At 70.3% G+C, this 14,333-nt stretch carries 15 protein-coding genes and 1 pseudogene; 7 read left to right on the plus strand and 9 right to left on the minus strand.

The window, feature by feature from the left end:
• The first annotated feature begins 31 nt into the window (after positions 1-31).
• Positions 32-1,408: an IS1380 family transposase gene (locus tag ACZ466_RS47400; RefSeq protein WP_378293550.1), complete on the plus strand. Its 1,377-nt coding sequence runs from the start codon at positions 32-34 to the stop codon at positions 1,406-1,408.
• 297 nt (positions 1,409-1,705) lie between these two features.
• On the opposite strand, the gene ACZ466_RS47405 is transcribed toward ACZ466_RS47400, so the two are convergent.
• From ACZ466_RS47405 to ACZ466_RS47420, 4 genes are all read right to left on the minus strand, one after another.
• Entirely contained in the window at positions 1,706-2,161 is a 456-nt protein-coding gene (locus tag ACZ466_RS47405) for a hypothetical protein (RefSeq protein WP_378281201.1), read from the minus strand.
• Positions 2,162-2,282: 121 nt separating this feature from the next.
• Positions 2,283-2,609 (minus strand): DUF3140 domain-containing protein, encoded by a 327-nt coding sequence (locus tag ACZ466_RS47410; protein WP_378281202.1) that lies wholly within the window; start codon positions 2,607-2,609, stop codon positions 2,283-2,285.
• Positions 2,606-2,839 (minus strand): hypervirulence associated TUDOR domain-containing protein, encoded by a 234-nt coding sequence (locus tag ACZ466_RS47415; protein WP_378281203.1) that lies wholly within the window; start codon positions 2,837-2,839, stop codon positions 2,606-2,608. The genes ACZ466_RS47410 and ACZ466_RS47415 overlap by 4 nt, the downstream gene beginning before the upstream one ends.
• Before the next feature lie 83 nt (positions 2,840-2,922).
• The gene (locus ACZ466_RS47420) at positions 2,923-3,255 is read right to left on the minus strand and encodes a hypothetical protein (RefSeq protein WP_464041989.1); all 333 of its coding nucleotides are present in this window, start codon (positions 3,253-3,255) and stop codon (positions 2,923-2,925) included.
• 421 nt (positions 3,256-3,676) lie between these two features.
• Between ACZ466_RS47420 and ACZ466_RS47425 the strand changes: the two genes are divergently transcribed.
• A complete protein-coding gene (locus tag ACZ466_RS47425) occupies positions 3,677-5,017 on the plus strand; it encodes a phenylacetate--CoA ligase family protein (protein ID WP_378281204.1) in 1,341 nt (446 codons plus the stop codon).
• Positions 5,018-5,161: 144 nt separating this feature from the next.
• Here the strand turns inward: ACZ466_RS47425 and ACZ466_RS47430 are convergent, their stop codons facing one another.
• Positions 5,162-6,100 (minus strand): RNA polymerase sigma-70 factor, encoded by a 939-nt coding sequence (locus ACZ466_RS47430; RefSeq protein WP_378281205.1) that lies wholly within the window; start codon positions 6,098-6,100, stop codon positions 5,162-5,164.
• Positions 6,101-6,266: 166 nt separating this feature from the next.
• Between ACZ466_RS47430 and ACZ466_RS47435 the strand changes: the two genes are divergently transcribed.
• Positions 6,267-6,650 carry a DoxX family protein gene (locus ACZ466_RS47435; RefSeq protein WP_378281206.1) on the plus strand — a complete coding sequence of 128 codons (384 nt, stop codon included), beginning with the start codon at positions 6,267-6,269 and terminating at the stop codon, positions 6,648-6,650.
• Positions 6,651-6,894: 244 nt separating this feature from the next.
• On the opposite strand, the gene ACZ466_RS47440 is transcribed toward ACZ466_RS47435, so the two are convergent.
• The 3 genes and pseudogenes from ACZ466_RS47440 to ACZ466_RS47450 all read right to left on the minus strand — a co-directional run.
• The gene (locus tag ACZ466_RS47440) at positions 6,895-7,392 is read right to left on the minus strand and encodes a hypothetical protein (protein WP_378281207.1); all 498 of its coding nucleotides are present in this window, start codon (positions 7,390-7,392) and stop codon (positions 6,895-6,897) included.
• A gap of 11 nt (positions 7,393-7,403) precedes the next feature.
• Positions 7,404-7,733 (minus strand): hypothetical protein, encoded by a 330-nt coding sequence (locus ACZ466_RS47445; protein ID WP_378281208.1) that lies wholly within the window; start codon positions 7,731-7,733, stop codon positions 7,404-7,406.
• A gap of 412 nt (positions 7,734-8,145) precedes the next feature.
• Positions 8,146-8,445: pseudogene (locus tag ACZ466_RS47450) on the minus strand (thiamine pyrophosphate-requiring protein); the annotation flags it as partial.
• Positions 8,446-8,554: 109 nt separating this feature from the next.
• On the opposite strand from ACZ466_RS47450, the gene ACZ466_RS47455 reads away from it, so the two are divergent.
• The 3 genes from ACZ466_RS47455 to ACZ466_RS47465 all read left to right on the plus strand — a co-directional run bounded on the left by ACZ466_RS47455 (position 8,555) and on the right by ACZ466_RS47465 (position 12,429).
• Positions 8,555-9,961 (plus strand): hypothetical protein, encoded by a 1,407-nt coding sequence (locus ACZ466_RS47455; protein WP_378281209.1) that lies wholly within the window; start codon positions 8,555-8,557, stop codon positions 9,959-9,961.
• A 318-nt stretch (positions 9,962-10,279) separates the two neighbouring features.
• Complete coding sequence (abc-f, locus tag ACZ466_RS47460; protein ID WP_378281210.1) at positions 10,280-11,914, plus strand: ribosomal protection-like ABC-F family protein; 1,635 nt, start codon at positions 10,280-10,282, stop codon at positions 11,912-11,914.
• An 89-nt stretch (positions 11,915-12,003) separates the two neighbouring features.
• Positions 12,004-12,429 (plus strand): cupin domain-containing protein, encoded by a 426-nt coding sequence (locus ACZ466_RS47465; protein ID WP_378281211.1) that lies wholly within the window; start codon positions 12,004-12,006, stop codon positions 12,427-12,429.
• Positions 12,430-12,432: 3 nt separating this feature from the next.
• On the opposite strand, the gene ACZ466_RS47470 is transcribed toward ACZ466_RS47465, so the two are convergent.
• Positions 12,433-13,053, minus strand: a complete 621-nt coding sequence (locus tag ACZ466_RS47470) for a TetR/AcrR family transcriptional regulator (protein ID WP_378281212.1) — start codon at positions 13,051-13,053, stop codon at positions 12,433-12,435.
• A gap of 366 nt (positions 13,054-13,419) precedes the next feature.
• Here ACZ466_RS47470 and ACZ466_RS47475 point away from each other — a divergent pair, with 366 nt between their 5' ends.
• Complete coding sequence (locus ACZ466_RS47475; RefSeq protein ID WP_378281213.1) at positions 13,420-14,226, plus strand: mycofactocin-coupled SDR family oxidoreductase; 807 nt, start codon at positions 13,420-13,422, stop codon at positions 14,224-14,226.
• Positions 14,227-14,333: the final 107 nt, after the last annotated feature.

The raw sequence follows: 14,333 nt of genomic DNA on the forward strand, positions 1-14,333 counted from the left end.
TGTCCGTACCAGTCCAGAAGGCACTTTTCAGGTGAGCAAGCGTATCGGGTCATACCCGCGTGTGGGCGTCGATGGCTGTGGTCGCGGGGTGGTCTCGCAGGCCGGGGCCGTGCTGCTGGTGGAAACGGTCCGCAAGAGCGGGCTGGACGGCGCGCTTTCGGCGGCGTTGGCGCCTTGGCGCAGGCCGCGAGCCCGGCATGATCCGGGCAAGATCGTGATGGATATGGCGCTGGCGGTGGCGCTGGGCGGTGACTGCCTGGCCGATGTCGCGATGCTGCGTGCCGAGCCGGGGTTGTTCGGGCCGGTGGCCTCCGACCCGACGTTCTCCCGTCTGATCGATGTCCTGGCCGGTGGCGGTGAGCGGGCGCTGAGGGCGTTGCGCCGGGCTCGTGCCCAGGTGCGTGAACGGGTGTGGGCGCTGGCCGGTGACGCCGCCCCGGACACCGGCGGGCAGGTGATCGTGGATGTGGACGGGGTGCTGGTGATCGCGCATTCCGACAAGCAGGACGCCGCCCCGACCTGGAAGAAGACCTTCGGCCACCACCCGCTGATGGCGTTCGTCGATCACGGTCCCGGCGGATCGGGGGAGCCGGTGGCGGGGCTGCTGCGGCCCGGGAACGCCGGGTCCAACACCGCCGCCGATCACATCACCGCAGCGAAGCTGGCGCTGGCCCAGTTGCCCGCCCGTTATCGGCGTGGCCGCCGCACCCTGATCCGCACCGACACAGCCGGCGGCACCCACGGGTTCGTCGAGTGGCTGGCCGCGCGGGGCCGGTGGCTGGGCTACTCGGTCGGGATGACCATCACCGAGTCCATCCACGCCGCCGTCCTGCAGATCCCGGACCCGGCCTGGACCCCGGCCCTCGAGCCGGACGGCCGGATCCGCCACGGCGCCTGGGTGGCCGAGCTGAGCGGCCGGGTGCTGGCCGGCTGGCCGCCCGGGATGCGGCTGATCGTGCGCAAAGAACGCCCGCACCCCGGCGCCCAGCTGCGCCTCACCGACGCCGACGGCATGCGCCTGACCTGCTTCGCCACCAACACGCCCGGCACGCCGATCGCCGAACTGGAACTGCGGCACCGCCGCCGCGCCCGGGCCGAGGACCGCGTCCGCGCCGCCCGCGCCACCGGCCTGCGCAACCTCCCCCTGCACGACACCGCGCAGAACCAGATCTGGCTGGAGATCGTGCAACTCGCCCTCGACCTGCTCGCCTGGATGCCGATGCTCGCCCTTACCGGCCCCGCCCGCCGCTGGGAACCCCGCCGCCTGCGGCTGCGGCTGCTGCACACCGCCGGACGGCTGGTCACCACCGGACGCCGCCGCATCCTGCGCATCGCCCGGCACTGGCCCTGGACCACCCTGATCACTGACGCCCTCGCACGCCTCGCGGCACTACCCAACCCCGGCTGACCAGCACCAACCGTCCCCACAACCCAGGAAGGAGAACCAGGGGCCGTGGAACCCCGCCCACCCGGAGCGACATCCGGGCCACCGACCTGACCACCACCAGAAAACACAAACCGGTCAGGCCGCCACACGACCCAACCGGCGCTGTGAAAGATCGAGGCTAGACGACGTCATCCCGTGGTGAGCGCCCTCCGGCGGCCGCGTGCCGGCGTCGGAGGCGACCTGAGCACTCTGCCGGCCTGGCTTCCTCGCCGGGTGGCCAGGCTCTGGAAATATCCGGTCAGGCCGTGTCGGCCCGGCTCACCAGTAGAGCTTGGAGCGTTCGTCGATTCGACGAGTGGGCGGGTGCAGGAAGACCTCGGCCGAGGTCTTGCCGAAGAGGACGTTGAGGGTGTCGAGCCGGTAGAACCAGTTGTCCTCGTTCGCGAACCGATGGTTGATCTGCCAGCGCAGCGTATGCCTGGGACGCAGATGCACAGCCGCTGGTCGAGTCCATGAGGGGTAAGGCCTGACAACCAGCACCTTCAGCACCCCGTCGGCTTCGGTCAACTCAACCTGGTCGTCTGGCGGGAGGCCGCTGGCCACGCTCGATCGTGGGGTGAAGCTGGGCTCGTCCATGCTCACTGTGTGGACGAAGGGCGGGGCAGCATCCGGAAGGGGAAAGGCTTCGGGCAACGCACTGCGCCGGACGGCGCCGGGGCCTCCGCGCGAGCGGCTCGTCCAGTAGGTGTGCACCCATTGCACTGCCACGTCCACCACTTCATGATCACATGGTCGGGCGAGGCGCGCCGACTCGTTTTCCGCGGTTCTGGGTGGGCAGGCGGGACGGTTTGCGTCGCAACCTTGGCCGTTCAACTCTGGGGCGGCTCGCCACGGTCTACTTGAGCGGGTCGTGGCCCCAGTTCATCAACGAGTAGCGCCAGGGGGTGTCGGTCACATCGCCCGAAGGCCGCTGCGCGAGATGGCGGTGAACGTAACCGACCACCTTGTTCATGTGCTCGTAGTCCTGACCCGTCAGATCCGACTTCTGCTTGCGGATCAGGTCGACGATCCTTCGGCCCGAGGCATGGCCGGTCGACTCGCCGCCCTCCTTCTGGCCGACCGACCTGGACTCCTCGGTCTCCAGCCAGTCCTCCAACTGCTTGGCGGTCATGTTCACCACATCGCCGAACTTCCTGGCCACCGCCCTCTCATCTTTGATCACTGCGAGTCCTTCTTCTTGCGCAGCGCGGACGGCTTGTGCACCGCCTTCTTGCCGCTCTTCCGGCTGCGCACCACGTACTGAGGCTCCTCGGGCGAGGCGGCCACCGTACGGCCCGCCTCCTCACGCCGGTCGGTGACCTTCTTCTCCACCTCGCCCTCGGCGGTGGAGCCGTGACTGCGCCAGGTGACCTCGTCCCCGGTCGACAGTCTCTTCTCGCTCTTCTTCGCCATGCGCCCGCCCTACCCTGCGCGAACACAGGCCAGTCACCATACGAAACCAAGAAATAGCAAGTCATAACAGCCCAAGAGTCTGTTCATGGCGTTGACCGGGCGACTGCCTCGGCCATCTCCACCAGATGCGCGGTCGTTTGGACGGCGTCGGCCAGATCCGGCCTGATCACCGCGCGCCAGATGGATTCCCCGCCCTTGGAGGGCGTGGCGCGGTGGCGATTCACTAGCCCGGCTAGGTGTGGGATCGGGTGGTCGCCGCGTTCCATCAGGACCCGAGCGTCACTGGGGACCCGCGCGGTCCGCAGGGGCCACGCATAGCAGTCCACCCACAACGGCAGGTTCTCCGCCTCAAAACAGATTCCCGCACAGGTTCCACCGGACGGACCGTTGACGGGGCGGCGGAAGGTGAACAGCACACGCTCACCCAGACCGAGGAGCAACCCGGCCTGCCAACGACCAACGATCTCCGGGGCATCGCCACAGACGGCCGTGATACCGGCCAGGACGTGGTCACCGGCGGCCGCGTCGCCGCTGAGGCGTCTCCGGGCGGCGACTCCTCGCAGAGCCGGTGGGGGCAGGATCTGGCTGCTGCAGCTCGCGAGGGCGCGTTGGCAGTGTGGTCCGGCGGTGCGGGGGAGCGGGTGGCGCCATATGGAGCCGGGACGCGCGCACTCGGGGGTGCCGACGCGGTGTGACCGAGTCCGACCGCCACGCCCCTTCGCCGACCGCGAGCGCCGTCTTGCGCGCATCGTCGCCTTTGTGCATGCTCATCATGCCGCGAGCGCTTGCTTGGCCGCGACGCTGCCTACCGACACCGCCGCATGAGGGGTGAGAGCGGTGAACGACGGTCCATCGAGCGAACTGCCCGACTATCGGATCAATGACCCCAAGCTGGGCGAACTCCCGGCTGCGCAGTTGCGGAAGCTGCAGAGCGAGCGACTGGTCGCCATGGTCGGCCACGTCTACCGGCGGGCTCCGTTCTGGCGGCGGAAACTGGACGCCACCGGGGTCGGCCCCAGTGACATCACCGGCATCCAGGACATCAGGCGGCTTCCCACCTGTGACAAGAACGAGCTGCTCGCCGAGCAGGAGGCCGACCCCCCGTTCGGCGGCTACACCTGCACGCCCGCCGCCCACTGGGTGCGGTACTTCACCACCTCCGGGACCACCGGCCGGCCGCTGCGCCGCGTCTTCTCGAGCCGCGACTGGCGCCAGGTTCTCGACTGGGCCGCGCGCAAGCCCGCGCTCGTGCATGCAGGGGAGAGGGTCCTGTTGACCACACCGGTGGACGGGCTGATGGGCGCGACCATCATCACCGAGGCCGTCCAAGCCCAGGGCGGGCTGGTCGTCCAGGCCGGGACCAGAACCGACCTGCACAAGGTCGAGGCGATCGCCGAACTGCGGCCGGTGATGGTCACAGGCTCGCCGTCCTACCTGCTGCACCTCGGGCAGGTCGCCGCGGACGCCGGGATCGACCTCCGCGCATGCGGTGTCCGCGTCATCTGGGCCTTCGGCGAACCCGGCTGCGCGGTGGAGGCCACCAACCGTGCGCTGCGCGAACAGTTCGGCGCGCGGACGCTTCTCGACGGGCTCGGCATGACCGAACTTCTGCCCCTGGGAGGCAACTGCCCCCATTCAACCGACCAGCATCTGAACGACGACTGCTTCTTCACCGAGTGCCTGCACCCCGACCGCGACGAGCCGGTGCCTCCCGGTGAACTCGGCGAACTGACCTACACCAACCTGATCAGCGACACCCATCCGCTGCTGCGCTACCGCAGCGGGGACCTGGGCGTCCTGTCCGACGGCTCGCCCTGCGCCTGCGGCTCCACGCACACGCGCATCGTCGGTTCGGTTCAGGGCCGCACCGACGACATGATCTGGTACCGCGGCGCCAACATCTTCCCCTCGGCCGTGGAAGCCGTCGTCCGCTCCCTTCCCGGGCTCGGCACCGAGTACCGGCTGCTGCGTTCGGAGGGATCGTCGACGTTGACGATCCAGGTGGAAGCGGCCGACCCCATCGACGCCGCCGCGCGCGCCGCCCTGGCCGAGACCACCAGCGAGGCGTTGCAGAACGGCGTCCGCGAACGCATCCCCGTGCAGGTTCTCGCCCCCGGCGAACTGCCCCGCGCCGACGGCCTCCACAAGACGCGCCGTGTCGTCGACGCTTCCCCCTGACCACGACCGAGCCGACACCCCGTCGGACGCTTCCATTGGTGTTCCACCGGTCCCGGTCGCCAGCGGGAGATCGCCTCAAGCGCCATCTGCCGATGGCAGGCAGGCTCATTTGTGGTCGGCCGCGTTGTTGAGGTCGTTTCGGCGTCAGCGGCTCAGCGTGGTCTCCCGCTCCACGCGTGACAGCTTTTCGGGGTTGCGGACGAAGTAGAGCCCGGTGATGAGGCCGTCCTCGACCCGCACCGCCACGACGCCGTCGATCTCTCCGTCGAGCCGCAGGATGAGTCCCGGGCAGCCGTTGACCTGGACCGGCTCGACGGACGCCTCGGCGTCGACCGAACTCAGACCGGCGGCCAGCAGGCGAGCCACCTTGTCGGCCCCCACGATGGGCCGCGGCACGGCCCGCTTGAGTCCGCCGCCGTCGCTGAGGGCGACGACGTCCGGCGCGAGGATGTCCACCAGGTTCTGCAGGTCGCCGGTTTCGACCGCCCGTTGGAAGGCTTGGAGCGCGGCTCGGGTCTCGGCCGGTGAGACGACGTCGCGCGGTCGGCGCGCGGCGACGTGCGCCCGGGCGCGATGGGCGATCTGGCGGACGGCGGCGGGGCTCTTGTCGACGGCTTCGGCGATCTCGTCGTACCCGAGGGCGAACACCTCGCGCAGCACGAACACCGCCCGCTCGGTCGGTCCGAGCGTCTCCAGCACCAGCAGCATCGCCATCGAGACGCTGTCGGCGAGCGCGACGTCCTCGGCCACGTCCGGCGCGGTCAGCAGCGGTTCGGGCAACCAGGGGCCGACGTACGACTCCTTGCGCCGGCCGAGCGTACGCAGCCGGCTCAGCGCCTGCCGGGTGGCGATCCGCACCAGGTACGCACGCTGATCCCGCACCGACTCCAGGTCGACGCCCACCCACCGCAACCAGGTCTCCTGCAGGACGTCCTCGGCGTCGGCCGCCGAGCCGAGCATCTCGTAGGCGACCGTGAACAGCAGATTGCGGTGCGCCACGAACACCTCGGTGGCCGGGTCCATGCGGCCGCCATCGGCGAGCGGCTCGGCCGTGCCCCTCGTCGGCTCGCTGTGCTCGCTCATCGCCGGCTCCCGCCTGTTCCTTCTCGACCATGCCACACGCACAAGACACCGGTTCACTCGGCTTTGTGACAACCGCGAGCGGTGGCGCGCGTCACAGGGCCGCGCCGTCACAGGGATCGGGCCGTCGGCATCTCATGCGTGATCAGTCACCCATCCGGAGGCACTCGTGAACCTCACCCTGTGGATCGCTGCCGGACTGCTGGCCGCGGTCGCCCTGGTCGGCGGCACCAGCAAGACGTTCATCCCCAAGGAGAAGCTGGCCGCGCAGCATGGCGGCGAGTGGACCGGACACGCCGGCGTCGGCTTCGTCACGACCCTCGGGATCCTTGAACTCCTGGCTGCGGCGGGCTTGATCCTGCCCGCCGTGCTCGACATCGCACCGGTCATGGTGCCGGTGACCGCCGTCTGCTGGGTCCTGCTCATGATCGGCGCGATGATCACCCATGGCCGTCTTGGTCAGTTCAACCTCGTGATGCTGAACTCGGTCTACCTCGCGATCGCCGGCTTCGTCGCGTGGGGCCGCTTCGCTCTTGAGCCTTTCACCAGCTGACGGAGGGATGCGGCCTGCCTGTGCCGGCTGCTCACGTGGAGAACTCGACGGAGATCGGCTGCCGGGTCCGTGCCCGGTGGTCGCTACAGCGCCGCCAACCGCCTCGAAACAGATCCGTGGGCGCCCGGCTTCCAGAGAGCAGAATCCGGGCGCCACGGGCCGATGGCCGGATGCCGGCCCCAACGGGTGAGTCGGTCGGCGGCGCGTTGACGTGCCGTCCCGCTCGGCCGTGGGGCGTGCTTCATCAGCGTGGTGGTGGCTGCGGTCCGGAGGGGTCCGGGAGCGCGTGACCGGTGCGGTGCGCGTGGGTGTTGCGGCCGTGTTCGGTGGGGAACGCCAGATCGCAGGTGCAGATCCAGACCTCGGCGATGTCCTCGCCGAAGTCCCAGGTGATGTCCTGGGGCTTGCAGCCGTGGCGGTTCCGGGCGTGGTTGCTGCGGCTGCGCAGTGCGATCTCCGACTGGCAGTGGCCGCAGCGCACCGCGACGTTGGGGAAGGTCCGCGCGGAAGCCTGTCCCGTGTCCTCGGTCTCGGGCGAGGCGCCGGCCGATCGGTCCAGGGCGCGCTGTGCGGCGGCGCGGGTGCTGATCAGTTCGCGCAGCGGGTCCAGCAGTCCCTGGTCGCAGCGCGGACACAGGTCGAGTCGGGCCTGGTCGGTGCCGATGCTCACCTCGATGGTGAGCGAGGTCTCGGTCTTGGTCTGGTCGGCCTGGTAGCAGCGGTCGCAGTAGGTTGCGATCACGACCTCTTGCATCACGCGCCGCCGATGCGCTTGAGCGATTCCATCCGGATGGTGGCGAGGCCGCGCTGCCCGATCCGTCCGATGCCACCGGACTGGTAGCCCTCGGGATAGGCGTAGCGGTTGCCGACGATGGTGCCGCTGGTGGTCATGACGCGGGTGCGGGTGGTGCCGCACGTGGTGCATTCCACCGTCCAGTGGATGCGCCCGCCGGTGCGCTGCACCGCGGAAGTGCTCGGGTCCCAGGAATGCGCCCAGGTGCGGCACATCAGGTAGTCGTTGGTCAGTCCCTCGGCGAACCGGGTGACGTCGTCCAGCTTGGCCATGTGCGGTCGCGCAGCCATGATTTGGATCCTTTCGCTGTCCACTCTGCCCCATATTCCCAGATGAAGATCATGCATCATCATCGAGTAGGCGCCGTAGCCGTCAACAGGGTCCTCGGACGCCGCAGGGGAGGGGTGCCGGGCGGTGTCCGGAGGCGCCTTCGGTCGACGGCGATACCCGCTCGGCGTCTCGATCGGAGCGCGGCGAATGGGCACTTCGACATCGTACGGAGACCTCGGTCCAGAAAGGGACCACTGATTCGGCGAATGTGGAATCAGAGATGTCAAGCCGTTGGCTGCTTACTCCATCCGTCCAGAGGGCACGGACGCCCAGCCGATCTGGTGGCGATGAGGCCGTGATCGGGTGGACATTGAGATCAACCCCTGTGCCCATGAGAGCGGCGAACGGGCGAGGTGACGGCGGTGACGGAGATCAGCGCTTGCTTTGTGAGAAGAGTTCCTGGGCCTTGGTCTCGAGGCCCTTCTTGACGATTCCGGTGGCGTCGGGGTCGCAGTGGACGTCCAGGACGACGGGCCGGTCGGCGGTCAGGGCGCGGTCCCCGGCGGGGTAGGCCACGTCGGGCAGGGTCTGGGATTCCTCGAACTTGGGTGCGCCGCTCATGGCGCGCAGTTCCCAGGTGACCTGGTTGAGGTCGTTGTCGTGCAGGACGGCGATGAAGGCGATGGCGGGGCGGTCGGGGTGGGCGAACCTGGCGCCGATGGCGTAGGGGACGCCAAGATCGCCTGGTGGCCGATGCGGCCGGTCAAGGAATGGGCAAGGGCTCGTGTTGAAGGCGCATGCCTCCGAACGCGGTCCGTGGATGGCCGTAGCGTCCGCAGGCATGACTGGTCGGAGATGCTGGAAGGTCATCGTTGCGGTGGCCGGAGCGGTCGTCGTGGCGGTCGTCCCCGCGGCCTGGCCCGCGGTCGGCGGTGCCGCGTCCGGAAGCGGCGGGCACGGTCCCGGACGCTGGACGCTGGTGGCCCACGAGGGCTTCGACCGGCCGCTGAAGGTCGACCGGACTCCGTGGCGCCTGGACCCGCAAGGGCCGCGCAGCCCGTGGCACGTCGACGCGTTCGACGACGACGGCGAGGCCTGGCGGAAGATCAGCGGATCCCTGTTCGAGCGGCGGCTCGCCACCCTGAACGTGTTCCGCAAGCGGGTCGCGTTCGGCCGCCAGGGGTGGCTGACCGCCGAGATCGCCGCCGTCGACAAGGACCGCGACGGGCGTCCCGACTCGCGGCCCGGGCTGTCGACCGCGTTCCTGCCGGACGGTCAGCGGGTCGCGCGGATCTCGGAGCCGAGCTGGGACGCCGGGGTGCTGATCAGGCCCACCCGCCCGCTGCCGCCGCGCTACCGCGTGGAGATGACGCTGCGGGGCATCGACTTCGGCGGTCAGCGGGGCGGCCGCTTCGACTACGGCGGCAAGCACAACGGCTACACCAAAGAGCCCTGCAAGACCCGCTACCCGTGGACGTTCCAGGGCGCGCTGCCGGGCAGGTCGCGCTGCGACTACCCCGACGTCACGCGGGAGAACGGGTTCTACTACCTCACGATCCTCGACTACGCGACCCCGGCGCCGCACGGCAACCCCGGCATCCACTACCGGCGCAAGGTCATCATGGACGGCTACTACAGCGACGACGACCGCTGGAAGAACGCCGGGACCTGCGACCCGAGGACCCGCCGGATCTACCGCACCTTCGACGGCACCTTCAACGGCGTCAACGCGCTGTTCGCGCGCGGCGACAGGTTCCGCGAGGCCGCCAACAACAACGTCAGCAACGAGTACTACATCAAGACCGCCTGCGGGAACGTCTCCATGGACGAGCCGTACGGCCCGGGCCGCCGCTTCCACGGGCACCTCGCCAGCGCCGAGCTGCGGCCGGAACTGCTGCCGAAGGCCGCCTACCGGTTCGCCGTGGAGCGCGACCGCACCGGGTACACGCTCGAGATGAGCGGACCGTTCCGGCACATCGGGCAGACGACGCTGCGCGTCCACCACAGGTTCGTCGAGGACGGGCGCCCGATCTGGCACTACAACCAGACCCCCGGCGAGTACGACGGCCGTTTCGACCGCAGGCTCGCCCACCGGGGCCCCGCCGGGACGTACACCACCGAGCACTCCTGGCCCAGGGGCTCGGCCTACCCCGACTCCTTCATCATCGGCGACCCGCACCTGAACTACTACGAGGGGTCGGCGCACGTCGACGACATCCGCCTGTACGTCCCGCAGAACGACAGGTGAGGCTCCTCGGCCACGGTGCGGTCCGACGGGCGGCCGGGTCCGGCGGCCCGGCGGCGGATCGTCCGCGTCCGGCCCGTTCGCCGGGCGTACAGAGCAGGGCCGGGTCGCTGGTAAATTGATGCGCGAAAGTCATGACCGTGGACAGGGAGACCAGACGTGGCAGGTGACGACGACATCTCCGGGTGATACCGGAGTGATCGGCCACCGGCGGGCGCCGAGGAGCGCCGCCGCGGTGGCCATGCCGTCGTTTCACTGACCCACGCCCACGGCGGAGCCGTCGCTTCTACGCGCGCCCGCATCACCTCCGAGGTCTTTCGAATGTCCGACGCTTCCATCGTCTGCTCCAACCTGTCCTTCTCCTGGCCCGACGAGACTCCGGTCTTCCAGGACCTGTCCTTCACCGTGGGCGGCGGCCGCACGGGCCTCGTCGCGCCGAACGGCGCCGGCAAGAGCACCCTGCTCAAGCTGATCGCGGGACGGCTGAAGCCCGCCCGCGGGAGCGTGTCCGTGAGCGGGCCGGTCGGCTACCTCCCGCAGACCCTTCCCCTCACCGGGGACATGACCGCGGCCGAGGTCCTGGGCATCGCTCCGGTGATCGAGGCGCTGGACGCGGTCGAGTCCGGGGACGTGAGCGAGGAGCACTTCACCGTCATCGGCGACGACTGGGACATCGAGGAGCGGACCCGCGCCCAGCTGGACCGTCTGGGCCTCGCCGAGGTCGGTCTCTCCCGGAGCCTGCACACCCTCAGCGGCGGCCAGATCGTGTCCCTCGGCCTGGCGGCCGAGCTGCTGAAGCGGCCCGACGTCCTGCTGCTCGACGAACCGACCAACAACCTGGACCTGGACGCGCGCCGCCGGCTCTACGGCGTGCTGGAGGACTGGAACGGCTGCCTGCTGCTGGTCAGCCACGACCGGGCGCTGCTCGACCGCATGGACCGCATCGCCGAGCTCGACCGCGGCGAGATGCGCTTCTACGGCGGCGACTTCACCTCCTACGAGGAGGCGGTGCGCGCCGAGCGGGAGGTCGCCGAGAAGAACGTCCGCAACGCCGAGCAGGAGCTGAAGCGGGAGCGGCGCGAGATGCAGCAGGCCCGCGAGCGGGCCGAACGGCGGGCGAGCAACGCGGCGCGCAACCTCAAGAACGCGGGGTTGCCGAAGATCTTCGCCGGGAACATGAAGCGGGGCGCCCAGGAGGCGGCGGGCAAGGCGAGCCAGACCCACGCCGCCCGGGTCGGGCAGGCCAAGTCCCGCCTCGACGAGGCCGGCCGTGCCCTGCGCGAGGAGCAGAGCATCGTGCTGGACCTGCCGGACACCGACGTCCCCGCCGGGCGGACGGTGTTCCAGGGCGAGGGGCTGCAGGTCCGGTACGGCGACCGGGCCCTGTTCGCGGACGGCGGCGTCGACCTGACGATCCGCGGGCCCGAGCGCGTCGCGCTGACCGGCCCCAACGGGGCGGGCAAGTCCACGCTGCTGCGGCTGGTCGGCGGCGAGCTGGAAACGGACGGCGGGCAGGCCAGGCGGGGCGACGGGCGGGTCGCCTACCTGTCCCAGCGGCTGGACCTGCTCGACCTGGACCGCACCGTGGCCCAGAACTTCGCCGCGTTCGCGCCGGCCATGGCGGAGGCGGAGCGGATGAACATGCTCGCGCGTTTCCTGTTCCGCGGCTCCCGCGTCCACCTCCCGGTCGGGGTGCTGTCCGGCGGCGAGCGGTTGCGCGCCACCCTGGCCTGCGTCCTGTGCGCCGAACCGGCGCCGCACCTGCTCCTGCTGGACGAGCCCACCAACAACCTCGACCTCGTCAGCGTCGGCCAGCTGGAGGGCGCGCTGAACTCCTACCGGGGCGCGTTCGTCGTGGTCAGCCACGACGAGCGCTTCCTCACCGAGATCAGCGTGGGCCGGTGGCTGCGGCTGGACGAGGGACGCCTTCTGGAGACCGGCGCCCCGGATCTCTGAGCCGCCGGCGCGGCCGCCCGCCACCCGGTTGAATGAGGTGAACGAGGAGACCGGCGGACGGCGGCGGGATACGGAGGACGGTCACGTTGATGAGCAGACTGGCGGCTTCGGCCGGTGGCGCCGTGCTGGTCATGGGCGCCTTGCAGGGGACGGCCGCCGCGACGCCGGGTTCCGGCGTCACGGGGACGATCGTCGCGCAGCGCACGGTGGGCGGCACCGACTACGTCCTGCGCGAGGTGGTGATCGCCCCCGGAGGCACCACCGGCTGGCACTTCCACGACGGACCGCTGCGCGGGGTGGTGAAGCGGGGCACGCTGACCCACAACGCCGCCGACTGCTCGGTGGACGGGATCTACCGGCACGGGGACGTCATCGTGGAGCTCGCGGGGGCCGGCTACGTGCACGTCGGCCGCAACCTGGGCTCCACGCCCGTCGTCCTGACCGTCCTCTACACCCTTCCGCACGGAAGCCCGCTGTCCCGGGACGCCCCTAACCCCGGCTGCGACTTCCAGTGACGCTCATCGGTCCATGGCCGGGATGACCGATTGGAGGAATCCGCGGACCGCGCCCACGATCTCCACCGAGTTCCGGTCGAAGAGCCACTGCGCCTGGAGGCCGTTGATGAGGGCGATGGTCATCGTCGCCAGCGTGGCGGGATCGAACGCCGAACGCAGCTCGCCGCGTTCGTCGAGCGCGGTGAACGCGCGCGTGTAGAAGAGGCGGAGGTTGCGGTACCGCTCGGTGTAGTAGCGGTGCGCGGGGTGCTCGGGGGAGGTCGCCTCGCCGGACAGGACGCAGTGCAGCTCCATGAGCCCGGGCTGCAGCTCGTTGTCGACCAGGACGGTGAGCATGCCCTGGAGCGCCTCGATGGGTTTCGCGCTCGGGTCGAGCGCACCGGTCAACTCGAGGATCCGGGCGCCGCGCTCGGCCCGAAGGTCCAGCAGCGCGGCGAGCAGGTCCTCCTTGCGCGCGAAGTGGTGCAGCAGCCCGGTGTGGCTGATTCCGGCGCGCTTGGCGATGTCCTTCATGGTGGCGCCGTGGAAGCCCGTCTCGCCGAAGGCGTCGACGCACGCCTCAAGGATCCGGCGCCGCACCGCCGCCGACTTGGCGTAGGGTCCGCGGCGCGTCGTCGTCGTCATGCGTTGGCTCTCCCGTCGCCCGCCCGGATCCGGGGACCGTGGTCCGGCTTTCATCGTAGCCGTGGACGGCCTCCCGCCCCGGCCCCCTGCGGACCGCCGCGGTGCGCACGACCTTGCCGAAGGCCGCCTCGGGACGAGCGGCGGCCAGCAGAATGGTCTCAGCCGAGCACGGGAGGGCGCATGGTGGGCGGGCTCACCGACCTGGGGGACAGGGCGCGGCAGGTCGCCGACGACCCTTGCCCTTTTTTGGCATCGAGTGCCATCATTGCGGGGGCCACTCGTTGAGCTGGCCTTTTCAAGGCCCTCGGCGCCGCCGGACAGGCAACCGGGCCGTGCCGTGGGGTCCACCACCGTGGAGGTAATGCAATGGGGCGTTTGGCGGGCAAGGTCGCCTTCATCACGGGCGCGGCGCGGGGGCAGGGCCGGGCGGAGGCCGTCCGGCTGGCCGCCGAGGGCGCGGACATCATCGCGATCGACATCGCCGCATCGCCCAGCTCCTACGTCCGGTACGAGCCCCCCACCGAGGCCGACCTGAACGAGACCGCCAAGCTGGTGGAGGAGCAGGGGCGGCGCGTCCTGACCCGCGAGGTCGACGTGCGCGACCTGGCGGGCCTGGAGTCGGTCGTCCGGGACGGCGTCGCGCAGTTCGGGCGGCTGGACGTGGTGGTGGCCAACGCGGGCATCGTGAACTACGGCCGGGCCTGGGAGCTGACCGAGGAGCAGTGGCAGGACCTGATCGACGTCAACCTGACCGGCGTCTGGAAGACGATCAAGGCGAGCGTGCCCGCGCTCATCGAGCAGGGCCAGGGCGGCTCGGTCATCATCACCAGCTCGGTCGCGGGCCTGAAGGGGCTGCCCTTCCTGGCCCACTACGCCAGCTCCAAGCACGGCGTCGTCGGCCTGGCCAGGAGTCTGGCCAACGAGCTGGCCGAGTACGACATCCGGGTCAACACCGTCCACCCGCACGGCGTCCGGACCGGCATGACCGACGGCTCGATGGGGATCTACATCGAGAAGTCCCCCAACCTGGGGCCCATCTACATGCCGTCGCTGCCGTACGAGATGGTCGAGGCGGAGGACGTCGCCAACCTGGTCGCCTTCCTGGCCTCCGACGAGGGCAAGTACATCACCGGCGCCCAGCTGCCCGTCGACCTCGGCGCCCTCAACCGCTGAGCCGTCCCGTCCCCGGCGACCGCCCGCGCCCCGCGCCTCGGCGGCCGGTCCTCACGGACCTGCCGGCGGGGGAGGGGCGGGGCGTCGAGGATGACCCCGTCCCGGTC

Source organism: Actinomadura rugatobispora (assembly GCF_055379765.1).